This is a genomic window from Variovorax sp. LG9.2 (genome assembly GCF_035018885.1).
Taxonomy (GTDB): Bacteria; Pseudomonadota; Gammaproteobacteria; order Burkholderiales; family Burkholderiaceae_C; genus Variovorax.
Map to the genome: position 1 here is coordinate 273,686 of NZ_JASJXB010000001.1, position 22,440 is coordinate 296,125.

Below are 22,440 nucleotides of genomic sequence, written 5' to 3' on the forward strand. Positions count from 1 at the left end.
CATCGCGCCCATGCTGGCGAAGTTGACGGGTTGGTTGTTGTTGGGAGTGGTGCGGTTATTGACCGGGGCACAGGCACGCTGGTACGGATGCCCGCCCAAGGCCGAACAGCGCATCTACTTTGCCAACCACCAAAGCCATGCCGACCTCGTGATGATCTGGGCGGCCCTGCCCGAAGAGCTGCGCAGTATCACGCGGCCCATTGCGGCGCGCGACTATTGGGCCAACACACCGTTCAAGCGCTGGATCACGACCGAGGTGTTCAACGCGGTGTACGTGGAGCGCGGCGGAGCACCGTTAGTGCCTTCTGCGCCGGCCGCATCGGCATCCACCAAGCCTGCCGTTCCAACCCTCATACCGACCGCGCGCATCGAACCCTCGATGGACCCGATAGAGCCGTTCATGATCCAGGTGCCGCCACCGGCACCGGCGGCGTTCGCAGTCAAGGCGGTTCAACTGCCTCTGATTGCATTGCCGTCGACAGAGCCCGACGCGTCGGCTTCATCGGCAGCAACTGCAACTGCAACTGCATCCGATGCGATAGCCTCGCCCGCACCGGGAGCCGCCGACCCGCTTGCTCCGCTGATCGAAGCCCTCACCAGCGGCGACTCGATCATCATCTTCCCCGAAGGCACGCGCGGCCATACCGGCGAACCGCAAAAGTTCAAGTCGGGCCTCTTCACGCTGGCGCAGTTGTTCCCCGAGGTGGTGTTGGTGCCGGCCTGGATCGACAACATCCAGCGCGTCATGCCCAAGGGCGAAGTGGTGCCGGTGCCGATCCTGTGCTCGGTCACCTTCGGCGCGCCCATCCGGCTCGAAGAAGGCGAGGAGCGCCGCCCGTTTCTCGATCGCGCGCGTGAGGCCGTCGTCGCGCTGCGCAGCGTTTGACTCCCGCATCGATCCAGCCATCGAGATGAACCATTTCTTGCGCGACCTTTCGCCGGCCCACCAGGTCGCTGCCCTCTTCCTCCTGGTGTTCGGCGTGCTAGCCATCGTCAGCACCGTCACCTTTTTGATCAGCCTGCGCGAACGGCGCAACGCGATGCACAGCGAATCGTGGCGACGCGAGCTCAAGGTCTTTCAGCAACTGCTCAGCACCACCTGGTTCATGGTGGTCGTGTTCTGGGTCGGCTGGGCGCTTGGGGAAGGCGTCGCCACGCTGCTCTTCGCGCTGATCTCGTTCCTGGCGCTGCGAGAGTTCATCACACTGTCGCCGACGCGGCGCGGCGACCATCGCAGTTTGATCCTGGCGTTTTTCGTGGTGCTGCCGATCCAGTTCATTCTGGTCGCGACGGCGCGCTTCGACCTCTTCACCGTGTTCATCCCGGTCTACGTGTTCCTTGCCATTCCGGTGGTGAGCGCGCTGTCGAACGACCCTCACCAGTTTCTCGAACGCAACGCCAAGCTGCAGTGGGGCATCACGGTCTGTGTCTACGGCATGAGCCACGTGCCGGCATTGCTGTTGCTGTCGTTCCCGGGCTTCGAAGGCAAGAGCGCGTTTCTCGTGTTCTTCCTGGTGTTCGTGGTGCAGACCTGCATGGTGGTGCAGCACTTGATCGCGCGCCGCTTCGCCTACTCGCCGCTCGATGCAGGCCCCAAGATGTGGCGCTGGCTGCAGCGCGAACCGTTCGCGCCCAACGTGAGCCAGAGCTTCAACTGGGTCAGCTGGGCGGTCGGCATGGCGATCGCCAGCGTGGTTGGCGCGCTGATGTCTTTCATCACGCCGTTCGGCTACGGCCAGGCGCTGGCGATGTCGTTGATCGCCTGCGTCGCCGGGTCGATGGGGCACCTCGTCATGAAGGCGCTCAAGCGCGATCGCGGCATTCCCAACTGGGGTCCGAAGGGCATGGGCGTGACCGGCGCCAACGGGCTGCTCGACCGCGTCGATGCACTGTGCTTCGCGGCGCCTGTGTTCTTTCATTCGGTGCGCTGGTACTTCGGCGTCTAGCCGCAGCACCCGACACTGTTTTTTCATGCGCATCCTCGGCATCGACCCCGGCCTGCAGACCACCGGCTTCGGCGTGGTCGATGTCGCCGGCCAGACGCTGAGCTACGTCGCGAGCGGCACCATCAGCACGAAACATCTGGAGCGAACCAACCTGCCGGCGCGTCTCAAGGTGCTGTTCGACGGCATCGGCGAAGTCGCGGCGCGCTACCAGCCCGATGCATCGGCGGTCGAGATCGTGTTCGTCAACGTCAATCCGCAGTCGACGCTGTTGCTGGGCCAGGCACGCGGTGCCTGCCTCACGGCGCTGGTCACCTGCAACCTCAGCGTGGCCGAGTACACCGCGCTGCAGATGAAGCAGGCCGTGGCTGGCCATGGCAATGCAGCCAAGACGCAGGTGCAAGAAATGGTCAAGCGCTTGCTCAACTTGCCGGGTTTGCCCGGCAGCGATGCGGCCGATGCACTCGGCATCGCGATCACGCACGCCCACGTTGGGCGCTCGCTGGCGCGGCTGGCCGAAGCGACGGGTTCGCAACCGCCCAGCGGCCAATATCGCGCCGGCCGCAGCCGATGAGCAGCAGACAAACCGCCGATCCACGGCCTTCGAACACAACGCACCCATGACGCCCACCGCACGCCAGTCCAGCTTCGCTCTTTGCATCATCGCGTGGTTCGCCCTGCTGTTGCAACTGAACCTGTCGGTCGGCATGACCGCCGCGAGTGGCAAGCCGGCGCTGATGGGCATCGTGATCTACCTCGGTTACTTCACGGTGCTGACCAATCTCTTCGTCGCGCTGGCACTGCTGCTGCCACTCGTGGCGCCCGACTCCACCCTCGGACGCTTCGCGGCGAGGCCCATGGTCCAGGGCTGCGCCGTCGCCAGCATCCTGGTCGTCGGCATCGTCTACCACCTGCTGCTGCGCCACGTCTGGGCGCCGCAAGGCATGCAGTGGATCGCAGACATGCTGCTGCACTACGTGATGCCGATCCTGTTCTTCCTACACTGGCTGCTGGTGCTTCCGGGCCGTCGTCTGCCGTGGTGGGCGCCGCTGGTGTGGTGCCTGTACCCGGTCGGCTACCTCGCTTACGCGCTGTTGCGAGGCGAGGTGCTGCAGTCGTATCCGTATCCGTTCATCGACGTGCTGGCCATCGGCTATGGCCAGGCGCTGCTCAATGCGCTAGGGCTGCTGGTGTGCTTCGTGGTGCTGGGCCTGATCCTGGTCGCGGTGTCGAACGCGCGGGCGCGACGCAAGCGCTTCGGCTGACGCACGGAGCTGGTGCGGCGTTGCCCCGCGCCTCGTTCTTTTATCGGGAATTCTCATGTCGTAAATAGGCATGAATCGTGCACTGCGTCTGCTCGAGATTTATGCGTTCATAAATCAGACGCAATACCCGAGCGACGCAATCGCAATGCACCTTCCTTCTACCCGGAGCAGCCGTGGCACGGCTGCGGCACCCCACACGCTTGATGCACGGAGCGGCGTCAACCGGCAGAGCCGCGGCTGCAGCTTTTCGCTCGACCCGGCGGCCCACTCCACCCGCGCAGCGACGGTAGCGTGGCCGCATGGGAACGCTTTTCTCCTCCTCCCTCCCCCGATAGAAAGACCATGACCACTTTCGCCAATACCTCGGCGCCGGCCAGTACGACGGGACTCCTGCACAACCGCTGGTTCCAGTTGCTGATCGGTTTGATCTGCATGATGGCGATCTCCAGTCCGCAATACGTCTGGACGCTCTTTACCAAGCCGCTGTCGACCAAGCTCGGCGTGCCCTTGTCGCAACTGCAGATCACCTTCTCCATGTTGATCGTGTTGCAGACCTTCTTCGCCCCGTTCCAGGGTCGGCTGATCGAGCGCTTCGGCGCGCGCCGACTGATCTCTATCGGCACGCTGCTGTCGGGCCTCAGCTGGATGCTGGCCTCGCAGGCCTCCAGCATCGGCATGCTCTACCTCACTTACGGTCTGATCGGCGGCCTGGGCACCGGCATCGTCTATATCGGCGTGGTCGGCCAGATGGTGCGCTGGTTCCCGGACCGCCGCGGCTTCGCGGTTGGCATGGTGGCTGCGGGCTACGGTATGGGCGCGATCCTGACGACCTTTCCGATTGCCTCGGCGCTGGCCGGCAAAGGCCTGGAAAGCACGCTCTGGCAGTTCGGACTGGTGTTCGCGCTCGTCGGCGTGATCGCCTCACAGGCGCTGCGCTCGCCCGACCCTGCATTGAAGCGTGCTGCACCTCTGCACGCCCAGCAGACCACGGGCACCGACCTCGCGCCGCGTCAGATGCTGCGCAATCCGTTGTTCTGGCTGATGTTCTGCATGATGACCATGATGTCGACTTCGGGCCTGATGGTCACCTCGCAGATGGCCAGCTTCTCGCGCGATTTCGGCGTGGCCAGCGTGCTGGTATTCGGCCTGGCGGCGCTGCCGCTGGCGCTCACCATCGACCGCCTCACCAATGGCCTCACCCGCCCCTTCTTCGGTTGGATTTCCGATCGCGTTGGCCGTGAGAACACCATGTTCTTCGCTTTTGCGTTGGAAGCCGTGGCCATGACACTCTGGCTTCTGACGCGAGAGAACGCAGTGCTGTTCGTGCTGCTGTCGGGCGTGGTGTTCTTCGGCTGGGGCGAGATCTTTTCGCTCTTTCCATCGACGCTGACCGATACCTTCGGCACGCAGCACGCCACCGCCAACTACGGTTGGCTTTACATCTCGCAAGGCATCGGCTCGATCCTCGGCGGCCCGATGGCATCGCTGATGCACGAGAAGACCGGCAGCTGGCATCCGGTGTTCGCTACCGCGATCACGCTCGACATCATCGCCGCCCTGCTGGCGCTGCTGGTGCTCAAACCCTGGCGCCGCCGCTATCTCGCGGACACCGCAACGATCAAGTGAGGGCGATGGCGCGTTGGCCGCTCAGGCTACGCGTTCAGCGATCAGCACGGCGAAGAAGCCGAACGCAGCGAGCAATGTCCACTTCAAAACGATCCAGCCGAAGCGGCGGTATTTGACCTGGCCGGTGCCCGCGTAGAACGCAAAAGACACGCCCGCCATCAGCAGGAAAAGCAGGATAGCCCAGCGAAAAAGCAACATCGATCGTGGCGCTCGAAAAACCGGTCGCGACCCGTCGCCTACCAGGCGCGTTCGACTTCCGCGAAGCCGGCCGGGGCCTTCTTCACGTCGTCGAACGTCACGATCTCCCACGCGTCCTTGTGGGAGATGAGTTCGCGCAGCAGCTTGTTGTTCATGGCATGGCCTGAACGAAACGCCGTGTAAGACGCCAGCAGCGGATGACCGACGATGTAAAGGTCGCCCATCGCGTCGAGGATCTTGTGCTTGACCAGTTCGTCGTCGTAGCGGAGACCGCCCGCGTTCAGTACCTTGGTGTCGTCCATCACGATGGCGTTGTCGAGACCGCCGCCGAGCGCCAGGCCCTTGCTGCGCATGTACTCGACCTCTTTGGTGAAGCCGAAGGTGCGGGCCCGTGCGATGTCTCGGCTGTAAGAACCGCTGCCCAGGTCGAACTCGAAGCGCTGACCCATCAGGTTCACGACCCGGTGATCGAAGTCGATCTGGAAGGCGAGCTTGTAGCCATGAAAGGGTTCGAGCGACGCCCACTTTTCGTTGGCGCCCTCGCCCTCGCGCACTTCGACCTTGCGCGTGACGCGAATGAACTTGCGCGCCGCCTTCTGCAGTTCGATGCCTGCGCTTTGCAGCAAAAAAACGAAGGACGACGCCGAACCGTCGAGGATCGGTACCTCGTCGGCCGTGATGTCGATGTAAAGATTGTCGATGCCCAGCCCGGCACAGGCCGACATCAGGTGCTCGACCGTTTGCACCTTGGCGCCCCCAGTCGAAATGGTCGAGGCCAGCCGCGTGTCGGTCACCGCTTCGGCCGTCATGCGAATCTCTACGGGCTCTGGCAAATCGGTGCGTCTGAAGACGATGCCCGTATCGACCGGCGCCGGCCGCAGCGTCAACTCGACGCGTTGTCCGCTGTGCAGCCCCACGCCGACGGCGCGGCTGATGGTCTTGAGCGTTCGTTGTTGCAACACGACGACAATTTTAGAAGCGCCAGACGCCAGGCGCGCCGTGCGCCTGGCTATGTCCGCAATAGTCACGCGGAAGTCACGTTGAACTCACGCCGCTTTTGCCGTCATCAATCCGCCTGGCGGCGGAGGAAAGCGGGGATTTCGAAGTCGTCCATGCCGCCCGAAGACAACGCATCGACCTTGGCCGCGGCCATGGTGCGGTTGGTGCGCCACACGCTCGGCACTGCCATGCCTTCGTAGTTGGGCTTGCCGTGCGCGCCGGTCTGGCCCATGCCGCCCAGCGTCGGCACGTTGAAAGGACCATCGGTGCCCGTGCCCATGCCGGTGCGGATGACTTCCAGCGTCGGCGCCTGACGGCGCGCGTCTTGCCGCGACAGGCCGGTGGCGACCACGGTCACGCGCATTTCGTCGCCCAGCGTTTCGTCGTACGCCGCGCCGTAGATCACGTGCGCATCAGGCGAGGCGTAGGCGCGAATGGTGTTCATCGCGAGCTTCGATTCGTTCAGCTTGAGCGAGCCCTTGGATGCCGTCACCAGAACCAGCACGCCCTTGGCGCCCGACAGGTCGATGCCTTCGAGCAACGGGCAAGCAACGGCCTGCTCGGCTGCGATGCGCGCACGGTCGGGGCCGGCCGCCGCAGCGGTGCCCATCATGGCCTTGCCCGGCTCGCCCATCACGGTGCGCACGTCTTCGAAGTCGACGTTGACGCCGCCGTACTCGTTGATGATTTCAGAGATGCCGCCGACGGCGTTCTTCAGCACGTCGTTGGCGTGCGCGAAAGCTTCGTCCTGCGTGATGTCGTCGCCCAGCACATCGAGCAGCTTTTCGTTCAGCACGACGATCAACGAATCGACATTGGCTTCGAGCTCGGCCAGGCCGGCATCGGCGTTGGTCATGCGGCGACCGCCTTCCCAGTCGAAGGGCTTGGTGACCACGCCAACGGTCAAGATGCCCATCTCCTTGGCGATGCGCGCGATCACGGGCGCAGCGCCCGTGCCCGTGCCGCCGCCCATGCCGGCGGTAATGAAGAGCATGTGCGCGCCGTCGATGGCCGCGCGGATGTCGTCCACCGCGGCTTCGGCGGCTTCGCGGCCCCGGTCGGGCTTGCTGCCGGCGCCGAGGCCGCTGGTGCCGAGCTGGATGATCTTGTGCGCGTTGCTGCGTGTAAGCGCCTGCGCGTCGGTGTTGGCGCAGACGAACTGCACACCCTGAACGCCGCGCTCCATCATGTGCGCGACCGCGTTGCCGCCGCCGCCGCCGACACCGATCACCTTGATCTGCGTGCCCTGGTTGAATTCTTCGACTTCGATCATTTCGATGGCCATTTTTTAACTCCGTGAATTTGCAGTTGCCGTTGTTTAGGGATGAATTTTTCTGAGAGGTAGCGAGTCACCGGATGTCGTCAGGATGGCGGCCCGGTGCGTCGCCATCGCTCGTTGAAATGACGTGGAGGCCCGGCCCGTGCCAGCCAGAGTGTGTGGATCTTCATGGTCAGAAGTTCCCCACGATGAAGTCTTTGAAACGCCCGAAAGCAGTTTTTACCGAGCCGTTCTTTTGCGCCACCTTGAAGCCCCGCATGCGTGCGAATCGGGCTTCTTCGAGCAGGCCCATGACGGTTGCGGCGCGCGGCTGAGCGACCATGTCGGACAGCGCACTCGAGTACTTCGGAATGCCGCGCCGGACTGGCTTCAAAAAGATGTCTTCGCCGAGTTCGACCATGCCGGGCATGACCGCGCTGCCGCCCGTGAGCACGATGCCCGACGACAGCACTTCTTCGTAGCCGGATTCACGGATCACCTGCTGCACCAGCTGGAAGATCTCTTCGATGCGCGGCTCGATCACGCCGGCCAGCGCCTGCTTGCTCAACATGCGCGGGCCGCGGTCGCCGAGACCCGGCACCTCGACCTGCGTGTCGGGGTCGGCCAGCAATTGCTTGGCGTATCCGTTCTCGACCTTGATGTCTTCGGCGTCCTTGGTCGGCGTGCGCAGCGCCATCGCGATGTCGCTGGTGATCAGGTCACCGGCGATCGGGATCACCGCGGTGTGACGGATCGCGCCGTTGGTGAAGATCGCGACGTCGGTCGTCCCGGCGCCGATGTCGACCAGGCACACGCCCAGTTCGCGCTCGTCTTCGGTCAGTACCGCCTGGCTCGACGCCAGTGGATTCAGCATGAGCTGGTCGACTTCCAGGCCACAGCGGCGCACGCACTTGATGATGTTCTCGGCCGCACTCTGGGCACCGGTCACGATGTGCACCTTGGCTTCGAGCCGCATGCCGCTCATGCCGATCGGCTCCTTCACATCCTGGCCGTCGATCACGAATTCCTGCGGCTCGACCAGCAGCAAACGCTGGTCGCTCGAGATGTTGATGGCACGTGCCGTCTCGACCACGCGGGCCACATCGGCGGGCGTTACTTCCTTGTCCTTGACCGCCACCATGCCGCTGGAGTTGATGCCGCGGATGTGACTGCCGGTGATGCCGGTATAGACCCGGGTGATCTTGCAGTCGGCCATCAGCTCGGCCTCTTTCAGCGCCTGCTGGATGCTCTGCACCGTGGCGTCGATGTTGACGACCACGCCGCGCTTCAGGCCATTGCTGGGCGCGACACCGAGCCCGGCCAGCTTGAGTTCGCCCCCCGGCAGCACTTCGGCCACCACCACCATCACCTTGGCAGTGCCGATGTCGAGTCCGACGACGAGGTCTTTGTATTCTTTGGGCATGGAAGATGTCCTCGGTGTTCTTTAATTCTTCTTGGGGGCCGGCTTGACCGAAGGCTTGGCTGCAGGTTTGGCCGTTGGCTTGGCCGCTGCAGCAGGCTTCGGTTCGGGCGCGCCCGTGGTGACGCCGCGCAAGCGCAGCGCGTAAGCATCGTTGTGTCGCAGGTCGGCACTCTCGACAGAAGAGAGCGAGCGGCCGTACTGGCCCGCGACCTGCGTCACGGTCTTCAAGAAGCGCTGGGTCCGTGCCGCCACTTCCTCGCTCTGGCCGCGGCCGAGTTCGATCACGGCGCCGGTGTCGAGCGTGGCTTCCCAGCTGCCACGACTCGACAGCGCGAGCTCGTCGATGACCAGGTCGTAGGGCGCGAACAGCGGCTCGAGTACGCGGTACATGCCGAGGACAGGGCCGGCCTTGTCGCCGGGCCCTTGCAGACGCGGCAGAGAATCGTCGACCTCGGCGACGTTGGCTTCGAACACCTCGCCGAAGCCGTTGACCAGTTTCGAATCGGCTTCTTCGCCCCAGTGCGCGACCGGCACTTGTTCGGTCAACGTGGCACGCAGCTTGTCGGGGAACTCGCGCCGCACCACTGCCTTGCGGACCCATGGCACCGACTCGAATGCCGTCCGGGCCTTGGCCAGATCGACGGTGAAGAAGTTGCCCGCCAGTTGCGGCGCGACATTGGTGCGCAGCGTGATGGCGTTGTTGTGCGTCACCTCGCCGTCGACCTTGATCGCCGCGATCGGGAAGAACGGCTGACGCAGCACCCACCACGCGCCCGCCGCCAGCAACATGACGGCCACCAGCGCGAACATGAGCGTCGCGGTGATGTTCATGATCTTGACGTCGAACGGCACGGGAAGCGCATCTGCCATCAATGCACTCCCTTCGAATCGAGCGAAGCCGACGCCAGGATGCGCAGGCACAAGTCGGGGTAGTCGATGCCTGCGGCGCGCGCCGACATCGGCACCAGCGAATGCGTGGTCATGCCGGGAGACGTATTCATCTCGAGCAGAAACGCCTTGCGGTCGCTGGCGCGGATCATCACGTCGGCACGGCCCCAGCCGCGGCACCCGAGCGTGCGGTAAGCCGCCAGCGCGATCTGCTGAACGTGGCGCTCTTCGGCTTCGGGCAGGCCGCTCGGGCAGTGGTACTTGACGTCGTCGGTGAAGTACTTGTTCTGGTAGTCGTAGGCGCCTTCGGGTGCGGCGATGCGCACCACCGGCAACGCTTCCGCATCGAGGCCGTGGCCGAGCAAGGCGCAGGTCACTTCCTCGCCTTCGATGAATTCCTCGCACAGCACATCGGTGTCGTACTTCGCGGACAACGACACCGCGTCCTGCATTTCCGAATAACCCCTGACCTTGGTCACGCCGATGGACGAGCCTTCGCGTGGCGGCTTGACGATGAGCGGCAGGCCCAACACATCGGGCACGGCGAGAATCTGCTCGCGGCTTTGCTGATCGAACGCCAGGCGCACGTACTTGGGCGTCGGCAGGCCATCTGCTTGCCAGATGCGCTTGGTCATGACCTTGTCCATCGCCACGCTCGAAGCCATCACGCCCGAGCCCGTGTACGGAATGCCGAGCAGTTCCAGCGCGCCCTGCACCGTGCCATCTTCTCCATGGCGACCGTGCAGCGCGATGAAGCAGCGCGTGAAGCCTTCGTGCTTGAGCGCGACCAGCTCACGCACCGACGGATCGAACGCGTGCGCATCGACCCCGCGCGATTGCAGCGCCTGCAGCACGCCGGCGCCAGACAAGTTCGAGATTTCGCGCTCGGCCGAGGTACCGCCGAAGAGCACGGCGACCTTGCCGAAAGCAGCCGGTTCGTGAAAGAGGTTCATAGCGCCCGTCCTTCGCGCGTGAAGCGCTCGTCTTTGGCCGGCACGGCACCCGCTGCGCCACCGCCGAGTTCGACAACCTTGCCCGGCACCGCACCGATCGATCCAGCTCCCATGCAGATCACGACATCGCCTTCGCGCGCATTGTCCAGAATGGCTCGCGGCATCGCGAGGATGTCGTCGACGAACACCGGCTCGACCTTGCCGGCGACGCGCAGTGCGCGCGCCATCGAGCGGCCGTCTGCGGCGACGATCGGCTGCTCGCCCGCGGCATAGACCTCGCCCAGCAGCACCGCATCGGCTTGTCCGATGACCTTGACGAAGTCTTCGAAGCAATCGCGCGTGCGGGTGTAGCGATGCGGCTGAAACGCCAGCATCAAGCGGCGGCCGGGGAAGGCACCGCGCGCCGCGGCGATGGTCGCGGCCATCTCGACCGGGTGGTGCCCGTAGTCGTCGATGACGGTGAAGCTGCCGGTGGCGTGCGTGCCTTGCACGGCCTGCACCGGCACATCGCCGTAGCTCTGGAAGCGGCGGCCCACGCCCTTGAAGTCGGCCAGGCCGCGCTGCACCGCTTCGTCTGGCACGTTGAGCTCGACCGCGACCGCGATGACAGACAACGCGTTCAGCACGTTGTGCTCGCCCGGCAGGTTCAGCACGATGTCCAGGTCCGGCAGCGTGATGCCGTTGCGGCGCTGCGCGGTGAAGTGCATCTGGCCGCCGACGGCACGCACGTTCACACCGCGCACTTGCGCGTCTTCGTTGAAGCCGTAGCTTGTCACCGGGCACGACACCTCGGTCACGATGGTGCGCACCGCCTCGTCGTCGGTGCAAAGGATGGCAACGCCGTAGAACGGCATCTTGTGCAGGAAGTCGACAAAGGCTTTTTTCAGCTTCGCGAAATCGTGCCCGTATGTCTCCATGTGGTCGGCGTCGATGTTCGTGACCACCGCCATGATCGGCAGCAAGTTTAAAAACGAAGCGTCCGACTCGTCTGCCTCGACCACGATGTAGTCGCCGCTGCCGAGCTTGGCGTTGGCGCCCGCGCTGTTCAAGCGACCGCCGATGACGAAGGTCGGGTCGAGCCCCGCGGCGGCGAGCACGCTCGCGACCAGGCTCGTCGTTGTCGTCTTGCCATGCGTGCCGGCGATGGCGATGCCCTGCTTCAGGCGCATCAGCTCGGCCAGCATCAAAGCACGCGGCACGATGGGAATGCGCTTCTCGCGCGCGGCCAGCACTTCGGCGTTGTCGGCCTGCACGGCGGTCGAGGTGACCACCGCATCGGCGCCGGCGATGTTCGACGCGTCGTGCCCGACGAAGGTCGTGATGCCGAGGCTCGCCAGCCGCTTGAGCGTGGCGCTGTCGGACAGGTCGGAGCCCGAAATGCGGTAGCCGAGGTTCAGCAATATCTCTGCAATGCCGCTCATGCCGACACCGCCGACGCCGACGAAATGGATGTGACGAATGGCGTGCTTCATGGGCGAGCCTCCTTCTTCAACGACTTCTTCTCCGCCCGCTTCGCGGCGAGTTCTTCACAGGCGCGCACGACTGCTTCGACAGCCTCGGTCTTCTGCATCGTCTTCGCCCTGGAAGCTTTGTCCAGCAGCGTTGCGCGTTCGGTTTTTTGTAGCAAGTCGGCCAGCAATTCAGGGGTCAGTTCAGATTGTTGAACGATCCAGCCGCCGCCCGCGTCGACTAGAAAGTGCGCGTTGGTGGTCTGGTGGTCGTCCACCGCCGAAGGAAAAGGCACGAACAGCGCTGCTGCGCCGACGGCCGCGATTTCAGTCACGGTGCTGGCACCGGCTCGCGCGACGATGAGGTCGGCGTCGGCATAGGCACGAGCGGTGTCTTCGATGAAGGGTGTGAGTTCGCCCTGCACGCCGGCGGCCGCGTAGTTGGCACGCAGCTCGTCTATCTGTTTGGCGCCGCTCTGATGTACGACGGTCGGCCGAACGGCCGGCGCGATCATTGCGAGCGCTTTCGGCACGATGGTGTTGAGCGCCTTGGCGCCCAAGCTGCCGCCGACCACCAGCAGCTTGAGCGGCCCGCTGCGGCCGGCAAAGCGCAGGGCCGGCGCCGGTTGCTGCACGAAGGCCTCGCGCAGCGGATTGCCGATCCACGTCGCGTTCTTCAACACATTGGGGAACGCGGTGAAAACGCGGTTGGCAACGCTCGCCAGCACCTTGTTGACGAGGCCAGCCACCGAGTTCTGTTCGTGCAGCACCAGCGGCTTGCCGAGCAGCACGCTCATCAGGCCGCCCGGGAAAGTAATGTAGCCACCGAGGCCGACCACCACGTCGGGCCGCACGCGGCGCAGCACCGCGATACTTTGCAGCAAGGCGCGCAACAGGCGCATGGGTAACAGCAGCAAGGTGAGCGGACCTTTGCCGCGGACACCACCAAACTGCACCGGCTCGAAAACGAAGCCGCGCGGTGGCACGAGCTTTTCTTCCATGCTGCCCGGCGCGCCGAGCCAATGCACGTTCCAGCCGCGCGTGCGCAAGGCTTCGGCCACGGCCAGTCCCGGAAAGATGTGTCCTCCGGTGCCGCCGGCCATCACCAGCGCGGTGCGATGGATGACTGCGCTCATACGCGACCACCGCGCATCAGCACGCGGTTCTCGTAGTCGATGCGCAGCACGATGCCCAGCGCGATCAGGTTGAACAGGATGGCCGAACCACCGAAGCTCATCAACGGCAGCGTGAGGCCCTTGGTAGGCAATGCGCCCAGGTTCACTCCCATATTGATGAAAGTCTGAAAGCCGATCCAGATGCCGATGCCCTGCGCGACCAGACCGGAGAACACGCGGTCGAGCGCGATGGCCTGGCGGCCGATGTGCATGACCCGGCGCGTCAGCCACAAGAAGAGGCCGATGGCGAGCAGCACGCCGACCAGGCCGAACTCTTCGCCGATGACAGCCAGCAAGAAGTCGGTGTGCGCTTCCGGCAACCAGTGCAGTTTTTCGACGCTGCCGCCCAGACCGACGCCCCAGATCTCGCCGCGGCCGATAGCGATCAGCGAATGCGACAGCTGGTAGCCCTTGCCGAGCGCGTTGTGCTCGCTCCACGGATCGAGGTACGCGAAGATGCGCTCGCGGCGCCATGAACTCGACGCCACGATCGAGGCAAAGGCCACCACCACCAGCATGGCGATCACGAAGAACATGCGTGCGTTGACGCCACCCAGAAACAGGATGCCCATCGCGATGACGGCGATCACCATGAAGGCGCCCATGTCGGGCTCGGCCAGCAGCAGCATGCCGACCACCACGACTGCAACGCCCATCGGCAACACGGCGCGAAAGAAGCGCTCCTTGATCTCCATCTTGCGCACCATGTAGCTGGCGGCATACAAGACCATCGCGACTTTGGCGAGCTCCGACGGCTGGAAGCGCATGAAGCCCAGCGGCAACCAGCGGCGCGCGCCGTTGACGCTGATGCCGACGTGCGGAATGAGTACCGCCACCAGCAGCAGCAGCGAGACGACGAACAGCCAGGGCGCAACGCGCTCCCAGGTCTTCATCGGTATCTGGAAGGTCAGCAATGCGGCGATGAAGGCGACGATCAGCGAGGCGATGTGGCGCGTCAAAAAGAAGTAGGGGCCGTAACCCTGGCGGATGAAGCGCGGGTTGTCGGGCAGCGCGATGGACGCCGAATAGACCATCACCATGCCCCATGCGAGCAGGGCAATCGTGACCCAGACCAGCGCTTGGTCGAAGCCGAGCACGCGCATCGGCGCGGCTTTGGTTTGCGTGGTGCCGGCGCTGCCGAGATGCACCGGCAGATGGATCGGCAACGCATCGATGCTGCGTTTTGCGCGGCCGAACCAGCCGCCGAAACGGCCCGGTGCGGCATCGGAAGTGTGCAACGTCGCGGAACTGGTGTTCATGCCGGCGCTCCCGAAGTTTCGCGCGGCATATCGGCCAGCGCCTGCACCGCGTCGCGGAACACCGCCGCACGGTGGCCGTAGTCGCGGAACATGTCGAAGCTGGCGCACGCCGGCGACAGCAGCACCGCATCGCTCGGCCGCGCGCTACGGGCTGCGAGCTGCACAGCTTCGTCCATCGATGCGGCCTGGACCAAGGGCACGTTGGTAGACGCGAGTGCCTCGGTGATGAGTGGCGCGTCGTGCCCGATCAGCACCACGGCACGCGCAAAGTTGCGCACCGGTTCGGCGAGCGGCGAAAAGTCCTGCCCCTTGCCCTCGCCCCCGAGGATCACGACCAGCTTGCGTTCGGCACCCAGGCCGTTGAGCGCGGCCACGGTCGCGCCGACATTGGTGCCCTTGCTGTCGTCGAAGTACTCGACTTCGTCCACGGTGGCGATCGACTCGACGCGGTGCGGCTCGCCGCGGTACTCGCGCAGGCCGTAGAGCATCGGCGCAAGCTGGCAGCCGGCCGCGGTGGCGAGCGCCAGTGCGGCGAGCGCGTTGAGCGCGTTGTGCTGGCCGCGAATGCGCAGCGCGTTGGCTGGCATCAGGCGCTGCATGAAGATCTCTTCTTCGACCGCCGCACCACGTTTGCGCTTTTGCGTTTCGTCGGCTTCGAGTGCACGCACCAGCCAACCCATGCCGTTGATCTGCTCGATGCCGTAGTCGCCCGGACGCAGTGGCATGGTGCCGCCGAAGGTCACATGCGCGCGCACCTGCGGGCGCTGCAGCTTGGCCCGAACGGGCGGCGGCAACATCGCCATCACCGTGGCGTCGTCGCGATTCAGGATCATCGGGCCACGTGCGCCGAAAACGCGCGCCTTGGCAGCCGCATAGGCCACCATGTCGCCGTGCCAGTCGAGGTGGTCTTGCGTGACGTTAAGCACGACGGCAGCCGTTGGCTCGAAGCCCTGCACGCCGTCGAGCTGGAAACTGGAAAGTTCGAGCACCCACACCTGCGGCAGCGTGTCGGCATCCATGTGCGCAGCCAGCGTGTCGAGCAGTGTCGGGCCGATGTTGCCGGCAACCGCGACCGTCTTGCCGGCGCGCTCGACCAGTTGACCTGTGAGCGCAGTGACGGTCGTCTTGCCGTTGGTGCCGGTGACAGCAAGAACGGCGGGTGTGTAGCCTTTGAGCGCTTCAGGCGGAACGATGACGGGCAACGGCGCTACGGCAGCTTCTTCATCGTCTTCGGCCAACGCGACGGCAACTTCGAGATCGGCCTCTACGTCGTCGTCCGTCTGTTCGCCGGCTTCGGCTTCCGGTTCGACCGGCGTCGGCTCCGCAACGGCTTCCTCGACAGGCACTTCAGGCGCGTCCGGCGCGATGCGCAGATCGGCGAGCGCCTGCGCGAACAGGTCGAGTTCACCGGCGACCGGCAGGCCTATCGCGCGCGCCGCATCGGCGACCGGCGCGATCGCTTCCGGCGACAGCCCCGGCGAGCGATACACCGCACGCACCGGCGTGCCCTCCACCAGCGCTGCAGTGAACGCGCCGCCGACGAAGGTCGCGCCAGGCACATCTTGCTGCAGCGTCGCAAGTTGCGGCGGCGCTTCACGCGTGTCGGCAACGGTCACATGCGCGCCGTGGCGCGCGCACCAGCGCGCTATCGCCAGGCCGGACGCACCGAGGCCCAGAACGAGCACGTGAAGATCTTGAAGGTGCTTCATCGGTTCTTGTCTAGCGCAACTTCAGTGTCGACAGGCCGACGAGGCACAGCAGCATCGTGATGATCCAGAAACGCACGACGACCTGCGTCTCTTTCCAGCCGCTTTTTTCGAAGTGGTGGTGCAGCGGCGCCATCTTGAGCACGCGCCGCCCGGCGCCATAGCGCTTCTTGGTGTACTTGAAGTACGTGACCTGCGCCATGACCGAGAGCGCTTCGACCACGAAGATGCCGCCCATCACGAAGAAGACGATTTCCTGCCGCACGATGACCGCGATGGTGCCGAGCGCGCCGCCCAAAGCCAGTGCGCCGACGTCGCCCATGAAGACCTGCGCGGGGTGTGTGTTGAACCACAGGAAAGCGAGCCCCGCGCCTGCCATCGCCGAGCAGAACACCAGCAATTCGCCCGAGCCCGGGATGTGCGGAAACAGCAGGTAGCGCGAGTACACCGAGCTGCCCGTGACGTACGCGAACACGCCGAGCGCCGAGCCCACCATGACGACCGGCATGATCGCCAGCCCGTCGAGCCCGTCGGTCAGGTTGACCGCGTTGCTGGAGCCCACGATCACGAGGTAGGTGAGGATGACGAAGCCGATGCCGCCGAGTGGGTAGCTCACCTCTTTGAAGAACGGCACCAGCAGATTGATCTTGGGCGGAAAGCTCAAGTCGAACCCCGAGCGCACCCATGCGTAGAACAACTCGACCACGCGCCAATTGGAGCTTTCCGAAATGCTGAAGAGCAGATAGAAGCCGGCCACCAGACCGACCACCGACTGCCAGAAATACTTCTCGCGCGAGCGCATGCCTTCGGGGTCTTTGCGCACCACCTTGCGCCAGTCGTCGACCCAGCCGATGGCGCCGAAACCCAGCGTTACCCAGAGCACGATCCAGACGAATCGGTTCGACAGGTCGAACCACAGCAGCGTCGCGAAGGCGATCGAGAAAAGCACCAGCACCCCGCCCATCGTCGGCGTGCCGCTCTTGGTCAAATGCGAGTCCATGCCGTAGCCGCGAATCGGCTGCCCGATCTTGAGTGCGGTCAGGCGCCGAATGGCATACGGGCCCACCGCCAGGCCGATCAGCAACGCAGTGGTCGCGGCCATTAGCGCCCGAAACGTCAGGTACTGGAACACGCGCAAAAACCCGAACTCGGGCGACAGCGTTTGCAGCCATTGGGCCAGGCTCATCAGCATGGTGCGTGCGTGCGCGGTTCATGCGTCATGTCCGGCCTCCTCGTTGTTGCTCGTTGTTTTGGTCGTTGCCTCTATGGCCTGCACTACGCGCTCCATGCGCATGAAGCGCGAGCCCTTGACGAGTACGCTGGCCACGTTCGGCAGCGCGGCGAGCACTGCGGCGTTGAGCGCTGCGATGTCGCTGAAATGCTCGCCGACCAGGCGGCGCGTGACGTCGGTCCGCGCATCGAAGGCGTCGATGCTGTGCCGCGAGTCCTGCCCGAGTGCAAAGAATGTTTCGATGCCGCGCTGACGCGCCCAGGCGCCGACCTCGGCATGAAAGCCCGCACCCTGATTGCCGACCTCGCCCATGTCGCCCATCACCAGAAGGCGCGGTCCCGGCAATGCCGAGAGCACCTCGATAGCTGCGCGCACCGAGTCGGGGTTGGCGTTGTAGGTGTCGTCGATCAGCGTAATCACCTGTTGATTCGCGAGCCGCAGCGCGCTGGCACGCGAACGCCCCTTCACTGGCTCGAACGCATCGAGCCCTTCGACGATCTTTTCCAGCGAAACGCCACTCGCCAGCGAACAGGCGATAGCCGCCAGGGCATTGATGACGTTGTGCCGACCGGCGATGCGCAGCGTACATTGCAGCGGCCCGATCGGCGTGCGCGCCGCGAGGCGCCAGGCACCGTCTTGCCAGTCGGCGGCAAGCAGCGCGATGTCGGCACCCTCGTGCTCGCCAAATGTCAGGCAGCGGCGCGAAGCACCCGCTCGCGCCAGGTCGCTCCAGAGCGCGGTGAAGACATCGCCAAACGGAAACACGGCCGTACCGTTGGCCGGCAGCGCGGTCAATACGGCACCGTTTTCTTGCGCCACGGCTTCCACCGTCGCCATGAATTCCTGGTGCTCGCGCTGGGCGTTGTTGACCAGTGCGATGGTCGGACGCGCCATCGCGGCCAGGCGCGCGATCTCGCCCGGATGGTTCATGCCGAGTTCGACGACCGCACGCGTGTGGCAACCACGCAAGCGCAGCAGCGTGAGCGGCACGCCGATCTCGTTGTTGAAGTTGCCAGCGGTGGCCAGCGCACGATCGTCGCAGGCCGCGAACAGGATCGCCGCGATCATCTGGGTGACGGTGGTCTTGCCGTTGCTACCGGTCACCGCTACCAGCGGCAGCTCGAACTGCGAGCGCCAGCCGGAGGCAAGCTCGCCGAGTGCGGCGAGCGAGTCGGGCACTTCGAATCCCGAGAGGCCTGCGGCTTCTAGCCCACCGTGCGCGATGGCTGCGACCGCGCCGGCTGCCTTGGCATCGGCCAGGAAGTCATTGGCGTCGAAGCGCTCGCCCTTGAGTGCGACGAACAAGTCGCCGACACCCAGCGTGCGGGTGTCGGTGTGCACACGCTGAATCGGCGTGGCGGCGTCACCGATCAGCTTCGACCCAGGCAGCCATTGCTGAACCTGACCCAACGTCATCATCGACGAGTGCATCGGCGAGTGCATCGGCGCGGCGCTCATGCGGCACCTCGTCGCGTGAGCGCGTCGACCGCATGCGTGCGGTCCGAAAACGCGATGCGTTCACCGGCGATTTCCTGCCACGCTTCATGACCACGACCGGCGATCAGCACGACGTCTTCGGGCTTCGCCTGCGCCAGCGTTTCGGCAATGGCGGCGGCACGGTCCACCTCGACTTGTGCGGCATCAGGATTGGCCAGCCCGAGCAGGATCTGACTGATGATCGAGCCTGGCTTTTCGCTGCGCGGGTTGTCGCTTGTCACGACCAGCCGGTCGGCGCGCGTCTCGGCCACGGCGGCCATCAGCGGCCGCTTCATCGCGTCGCGATCGCCCCCGCAGCCGAATACGCACCACAGCGCGCCGCCGCGTTGCTGTGCCAGCGGCCGCAGGCCGGCCAGCGCCTTGTCGAGCGCGTCGGGCGTGTGTGCGTAGTCGATCACCGCGAGCGGATGACCCGGCACGCTGATGCGCTCCATGCGGCCAGGCACGCTGCTCAAGTGGCGGCAGGCATCGACAGCATCGGCCAGGCCCACGCCCAGGGCGCGCAAGGTGCCGAGTACGCCGAGCAAGTTGTCGACGTTGTATTGGCCGATCAGTTGGGTCGCGAGCCGCTGGCTCGGCGCACCCTGCTCGATCACAGAAAACTGCAATCCCGCCGCGTCGTAGCCGATGTCTTTTGCCATCAATCGAGCGGGGGCGCCGGCAGCCGACACGGTCCACACATCGAGCGAACCGACACCGGCCTCGACGAGATTGCCCACCAGGCTCGCGCCGTGCACGTCGTCGAGATTGACCACCGCCGCGCGCAGGCCAGGCCAGCGAAATAGCTCGACCTTGGCCTGCCAGTAGGCGTCCATGTCGCCGTGGTAGTCGAGGTGGTCCTGCGTGAAATTGGTGAACACGGCGACGGCGATGCGCGTGCCGTCCAGACGTCGCTCGGCGATGCCGATGGACGACGCCTCGATAGCGCAGGCGCCAAAACCGCGATCGACTAAGGCGCGCAGTTCACGCTGCAACACGACAGGGTCGGGCGTCGTCAGGCCGGTGTAGTTCAGATCCGGTGGCACGCCGATGCCGAGTGTGCCGACGACACCGCACGGCGCCTTGCGCGCCTGCATCAGCGCCTCCGCCAGCCACCACGCGGTGGATGTCTTGCCGTTGGTGCCGGTCACGGCCAGGATGTCGAGCGCGCGCGATGGCGCCTCGTAGTAGGCGGCGGCGATCGGGCCGGTCGCCGCCTTCAGGCCTGCGTAGCTGGCAATGGCTTCACTGGCAATGGCATCGTCTTCGAATCCGAAAGCCTCGACGCCCTTCTGCTCGACCAGGCAGGCCGCAGCGCCCTGCGCCAGCGCTGCCGCCACATGCTTGCGGCCATCGGTTGCCGCACCGGGCCAGGCGATGAAGCCGTCGCCCGTGCCGACCGGCCGGCTGTCGGCATGCAGCACGCCGCGCACGCGCGACTTGAGCCATGTTGCCGCTTCGGCCGGGTTGGTGAGCATCGTCATCGGCATCAGAAGCTCTCGTCCACGCCATTGGTCGTGACCAGCGGCTTGACTGCGAGATCGGGCGGCACGTTCATCATGCGCAGCGTCTGCTGCACCACTTCGCTGAACACCGGCGCAGCGGCCAAGCCGCCGAAATACACGCCGTCGCTGGGCTCGTCGATCATCACGCCGACGATGATCCGAGTCTTCTCGATCGGTGCCATGCCGGTGAACCATGCGCGGTACTTGTTGCTCGCATAGCCCTTGCCGACCTGCTTGTGGGCGGTGCCCGACTTGCCTCCGACCGAGTAGCCGACCGTCTGCGCGAGCGGGCCAGTGCCGCCGGGCGCAGCGGCCATCTGCAGCATGCGGCGCACGGCGCGCGCGTTCTCGGCGGAGAACACACGCACGCCGACGGCGGGCTGGTCGGACTTCAGCATCGTGGTCGGGATGACCATGCCGTCGTGCGCGAACGAGGTGTACGAGTGCGCCATCTGAAAGAGCGATGCCGACAGGCCGTAGCCATAAGCCATGGTGGCTTGCTCGACCGGCTTCCAGCTCTTCCACGGGCGCAACCTGCCCGTCACCGCGCCGGGAAACTGGATCACCGGCTTCTGGCCGTAGCCGAGCGCGGTGTACGTGTCCCACATTTCATGCGGCTGCATCTTCTGCGCGATCTTCAGCGCGCCCACGTTGCTCGACTTCTGGATCACGCCTTCGACCGTCAACGTGCCGTAGTTGTGCGTGTCGCTGATGGTGAAGCCGCCGATCTGGAACCGGCCTGGCGCGGTTTCGATGATGGTCTTGGGCGTCACACGGCCGGCTTCGAGCGCCATGCCGATGGTGATCGGCTTCATCGTCGAGCCGGGCTCGAAGGTGTCGGTCATGGCGCGGTTGCGCAACTGCTCGCCGGTCAGGTTTTGGCGCTTGTCGGGCACGTAGCTCGGGTAATTCGCGAGCGCCAGCACCTCGCCGGTCACAGAGTCGAGCACCACCACGCTGCCGGCCTTCGCCTTGCGTGCGATCACCGCGTCGCGCAGCTTCTGGTAGGCGAAGAACTGCACCTTGCTGTCGACGCTGAGCTGGATGTCGCGGCCATCGAGCGGTGGCACGGTCTCACCGACGCCTTCGACGATACGACCAAGCCGGTCCTTGATGACGCGGCGCGAACCCGCCTTGCCGGCGAGTTGCTTGTCGAACTCGAGCTCGATGCCTTCCTGCCCGTTGTCCTCGACATTGGTGAAGCCGACGACGTGCGCGGCGGCTTCGCCTTCGGGGTACTGGCGCTTGTATTCCTTGCGCTGGTACAGGCCCTTGATGTTGAGCGCAGCGATCTGCTTGGCGATCGGCATATCGACCTGCCGCTTGATCCAGACGAACTGCTTGTCTTCGTCTTCGAGCTTCTTGTCGAAATCCTTCTGCGGCATCTCGAGCAGCTTCGCGGCCAGCTTCAACTTGGCCTTGACGTCCGGATCGTCGCGCTCGATGTCTTCTGGAATCGCCCAGATGCTCGGCGCCTCGACGCTCGATGCCAGGATCAAGCCGTTGCGATCGAGGATGCGGCCGCGACTCGCAGGCAGCTCGAGCGTGCGGGTGAATCGCACCTCGCCCTGGCGCTGAAAAAAGGCGTTGTCGAACACCTGTACGTAAGCAGCGCGGCCGGCCAGCACGACGAAGCCGAAAGCGATGCCGGCCACGATGAACTTGCTGCGCCACACCGGCGTCTTGCTTGCCAGCAAGGGGCTCGATGCGTATTGCACGCTGCGGCTGTTGCGGCGCATCAGTGCTCCTTCTTGCCGGTGGTCGCGGAAGGTGCGGACGACGGCACCGGCGGCGGCGCTTGCACCACAGCAGGAATGACCGAACCGTCGGGCCGCACGTACTGCGTGATGGCCGGCGTGGTGGTACGCATCTTCAGCTGCTCCTTGGCCAGCTTTTCGACGCGCAACGGCGTGGCCTGCGCGCGCTTTTCTACCTGCAGGCGCTCGTTGTCGAGCTCGAGGCGACGCGCTTCGTTCTGCACCCGGTCGAACTCGGTGAAGAGCTGGCGCGACAGGTACTGCGTGTGCACCAGGTACAGCGCCGAGGCGAGCACGGCGAGCAGCAGCAAAAAGTTGAGCCGCGCCATG

General features: G+C 65.0%; 20 protein-coding genes. 5 read left to right on the plus strand and 15 right to left on the minus strand.

Translation table 11 applies throughout. The features are described from left to right. Window positions 1-10 precede the first annotated feature (10 nt). The 5 genes from QN413_RS01210 (at window position 11) to oxlT (ending at window position 4,834) form a co-directional block, all read left to right on the plus strand. On the plus strand, window positions 11-886 hold the full coding sequence (locus QN413_RS01210; RefSeq protein ID WP_323494857.1) for a lysophospholipid acyltransferase family protein: 876 nt from the start codon (window positions 11-13) through the stop codon (window positions 884-886). Window positions 887-911: 25 nt separating this feature from the next. Further along, entirely contained in the window at window positions 912-1,946 is a 1,035-nt protein-coding gene (locus QN413_RS01215; protein WP_323494858.1) for a phosphatidate cytidylyltransferase, read from the plus strand. A 25-nt stretch (window positions 1,947-1,971) separates the two neighbouring features. Then, window positions 1,972-2,517: a crossover junction endodeoxyribonuclease RuvC gene (gene ruvC, locus QN413_RS01220; protein ID WP_323494859.1), complete on the plus strand. Its 546-nt coding sequence runs from the start codon at window positions 1,972-1,974 to the stop codon at window positions 2,515-2,517. Between the two features lie 46 nt (window positions 2,518-2,563). After that, window positions 2,564-3,208 (plus strand): Pr6Pr family membrane protein, encoded by a 645-nt coding sequence (locus QN413_RS01225; protein ID WP_323494860.1) that lies wholly within the window; start codon window positions 2,564-2,566, stop codon window positions 3,206-3,208. Window positions 3,209-3,550: 342 nt separating this feature from the next. Beyond that, complete coding sequence (gene oxlT / locus QN413_RS01230) at window positions 3,551-4,834, plus strand: oxalate/formate MFS antiporter (protein ID WP_323494861.1); 1,284 nt, start codon at window positions 3,551-3,553, stop codon at window positions 4,832-4,834. Between the two features lie 21 nt (window positions 4,835-4,855). Here the strand turns inward: oxlT and QN413_RS01235 are convergent, their stop codons facing one another. The 15 genes from QN413_RS01235 to ftsL form a co-directional block, all read right to left on the minus strand. Beyond that, window positions 4,856-5,032, minus strand: coding sequence for a hypothetical protein (locus tag QN413_RS01235; protein ID WP_187054359.1), 177 nt, complete (start codon window positions 5,030-5,032; stop codon window positions 4,856-4,858). Between the two features lie 38 nt (window positions 5,033-5,070). Beyond that, entirely contained in the window at window positions 5,071-5,994 is a 924-nt protein-coding gene (gene lpxC, locus QN413_RS01240) for a UDP-3-O-acyl-N-acetylglucosamine deacetylase (RefSeq protein WP_187054358.1), read from the minus strand. 104 nt (window positions 5,995-6,098) lie between these two features. After that, on the minus strand, window positions 6,099-7,316 hold the full coding sequence (ftsZ, locus tag QN413_RS01245; RefSeq protein WP_187054357.1) for a cell division protein FtsZ: 1,218 nt from the start codon (window positions 7,314-7,316) through the stop codon (window positions 6,099-6,101). Window positions 7,317-7,482: 166 nt separating this feature from the next. Then, window positions 7,483-8,712, minus strand: a complete 1,230-nt coding sequence (gene ftsA, locus QN413_RS01250; RefSeq protein ID WP_187054356.1) for a cell division protein FtsA — start codon at window positions 8,710-8,712, stop codon at window positions 7,483-7,485. 21 nt (window positions 8,713-8,733) lie between these two features. Next, on the minus strand, window positions 8,734-9,582 hold the full coding sequence (locus tag QN413_RS01255) for a cell division protein FtsQ/DivIB (protein WP_323494862.1): 849 nt from the start codon (window positions 9,580-9,582) through the stop codon (window positions 8,734-8,736). Further along, on the minus strand, window positions 9,582-10,553 hold the full coding sequence (locus QN413_RS01260) for a D-alanine--D-alanine ligase (protein WP_323494863.1): 972 nt from the start codon (window positions 10,551-10,553) through the stop codon (window positions 9,582-9,584). Before QN413_RS01260 ends, QN413_RS01255 begins: the two co-directional genes overlap by 1 nt. Beyond that, window positions 10,550-12,025: a UDP-N-acetylmuramate--L-alanine ligase gene (murC, locus tag QN413_RS01265; RefSeq protein ID WP_187054353.1), complete on the minus strand. Its 1,476-nt coding sequence runs from the start codon at window positions 12,023-12,025 to the stop codon at window positions 10,550-10,552. Before murC ends, QN413_RS01260 begins: the two co-directional genes overlap by 4 nt. After that, window positions 12,022-13,137 (minus strand): undecaprenyldiphospho-muramoylpentapeptide beta-N-acetylglucosaminyltransferase, encoded by a 1,116-nt coding sequence (gene murG / locus QN413_RS01270; protein WP_323494864.1) that lies wholly within the window; start codon window positions 13,135-13,137, stop codon window positions 12,022-12,024. Before murG ends, murC begins: the two co-directional genes overlap by 4 nt. Then, window positions 13,134-14,435 carry a putative lipid II flippase FtsW gene (gene ftsW, locus QN413_RS01275; RefSeq protein ID WP_323494865.1) on the minus strand — a complete coding sequence of 434 codons (1,302 nt, stop codon included), beginning with the start codon at window positions 14,433-14,435 and terminating at the stop codon, window positions 13,134-13,136. Before ftsW ends, murG begins: the two co-directional genes overlap by 4 nt. Then, complete coding sequence (gene murD, locus QN413_RS01280; RefSeq protein ID WP_323494866.1) at window positions 14,432-16,144, minus strand: UDP-N-acetylmuramoyl-L-alanine--D-glutamate ligase; 1,713 nt, start codon at window positions 16,142-16,144, stop codon at window positions 14,432-14,434. Before murD ends, ftsW begins: the two co-directional genes overlap by 4 nt. Window positions 16,145-16,154: 10 nt before the next feature. Continuing rightward, the gene (mraY, locus tag QN413_RS01285; RefSeq protein ID WP_323494867.1) at window positions 16,155-17,333 is read right to left on the minus strand and encodes a phospho-N-acetylmuramoyl-pentapeptide-transferase; all 1,179 of its coding nucleotides are present in this window, start codon (window positions 17,331-17,333) and stop codon (window positions 16,155-16,157) included. 18 nt (window positions 17,334-17,351) lie between these two features. Beyond that, the gene (locus QN413_RS01290) at window positions 17,352-18,830 is read right to left on the minus strand and encodes a UDP-N-acetylmuramoyl-tripeptide--D-alanyl-D-alanine ligase (protein ID WP_323494868.1); all 1,479 of its coding nucleotides are present in this window, start codon (window positions 18,828-18,830) and stop codon (window positions 17,352-17,354) included. Beyond that, complete coding sequence (locus QN413_RS01295; protein WP_323495013.1) at window positions 18,827-20,332, minus strand: UDP-N-acetylmuramoyl-L-alanyl-D-glutamate--2,6-diaminopimelate ligase; 1,506 nt, start codon at window positions 20,330-20,332, stop codon at window positions 18,827-18,829. The genes QN413_RS01290 and QN413_RS01295 overlap by 4 nt, the downstream gene beginning before the upstream one ends. A gap of 5 nt (window positions 20,333-20,337) precedes the next feature. Further along, window positions 20,338-22,092: a penicillin-binding protein 2 gene (locus QN413_RS01300; protein ID WP_323494869.1), complete on the minus strand. Its 1,755-nt coding sequence runs from the start codon at window positions 22,090-22,092 to the stop codon at window positions 20,338-20,340. Further along, window positions 22,092-22,439: a cell division protein FtsL gene (gene ftsL / locus QN413_RS01305; RefSeq protein WP_187054347.1), complete on the minus strand. Its 348-nt coding sequence runs from the start codon at window positions 22,437-22,439 to the stop codon at window positions 22,092-22,094. Before ftsL ends, QN413_RS01300 begins: the two co-directional genes overlap by 1 nt. Window position 22,440 lies beyond the last annotated feature (1 nt).